The following is a 211-nucleotide window of genomic DNA, read 5'->3' as shown; positions in this document are numbered from 1 at the left end:
CTCGCACACGCCTTCGCCCACACCGACACCGAGCTGTCCCGTGATTGGCCCGTCGGAAGCGACGGCGCACCCGCAGACAACCACGGCACACCCAGCAACACACCCAGCAGCGCGGGCGGCAGCGTGGGCGGTTCCGTGGGCGAGCGGGCCAGGATCTGGATCCGTCGCCTCTACACCGACCCCGTCACCGGTGTCGTGCGTGACTGCGACC

The 211-nt window shown here is 70.6% G+C and carries 1 protein-coding gene; it reads left to right on the top strand.

All coding sequences use genetic code 11. From position 1 onward, the window contains the following. Positions 1-211 (top strand): hypothetical protein (locus tag ELR45_RS39250; protein WP_205857345.1); only part of this gene is annotated, 211 nt, incomplete at both ends.

The organism is Phytoactinopolyspora endophytica (genome assembly GCF_004138495.1).
GTDB classification, from domain to species: domain Bacteria; phylum Actinomycetota; class Actinomycetes; order Jiangellales; family Jiangellaceae; genus Phytoactinopolyspora; species Phytoactinopolyspora endophytica.
The sequence above is the reverse complement of the archived record's forward strand: the minus strand, read 5'-3'. Positions and strand labels throughout refer to the sequence as shown.